The following is a 223-nucleotide window of genomic DNA, read 5'->3' on the forward strand; positions in this document are numbered from 1 at the left end:
TGCCGCTCGCCCTCGTGTGGTTCGGCCAGACCGAGGGCGCGATGCTCTTCGTGGTGATCATGGGCACCGTGTGGTCCGTGATCATCGCCACCGATCACGGCGCGCGCAACATTCCGCCGATCTTCGCCCGCGCCGCGCGCACCATGGGGTCGGAAGGATTCCACAAGTGGACGCGGGTGATCCTGCCCGCATCGCTGCCCTTTCTGGTCAGCGGCATGAAGCA

General features: G+C 66.4%; 1 protein-coding gene. It reads left to right on the forward strand.

Annotated elements, in window-relative coordinates; genetic code table 11:
* On the forward strand, positions 1 to 223 hold a 223-nt coding region (locus E4K09_RS18895), incomplete at both ends, for an ABC transporter permease (protein ID WP_134499304.1).

Origin of the sequence: Microvirga pakistanensis, from assembly GCF_004458765.1 — a bacterium.
Lineage (GTDB): Bacteria > Pseudomonadota > Alphaproteobacteria > Rhizobiales > Beijerinckiaceae > Microvirga > Microvirga pakistanensis.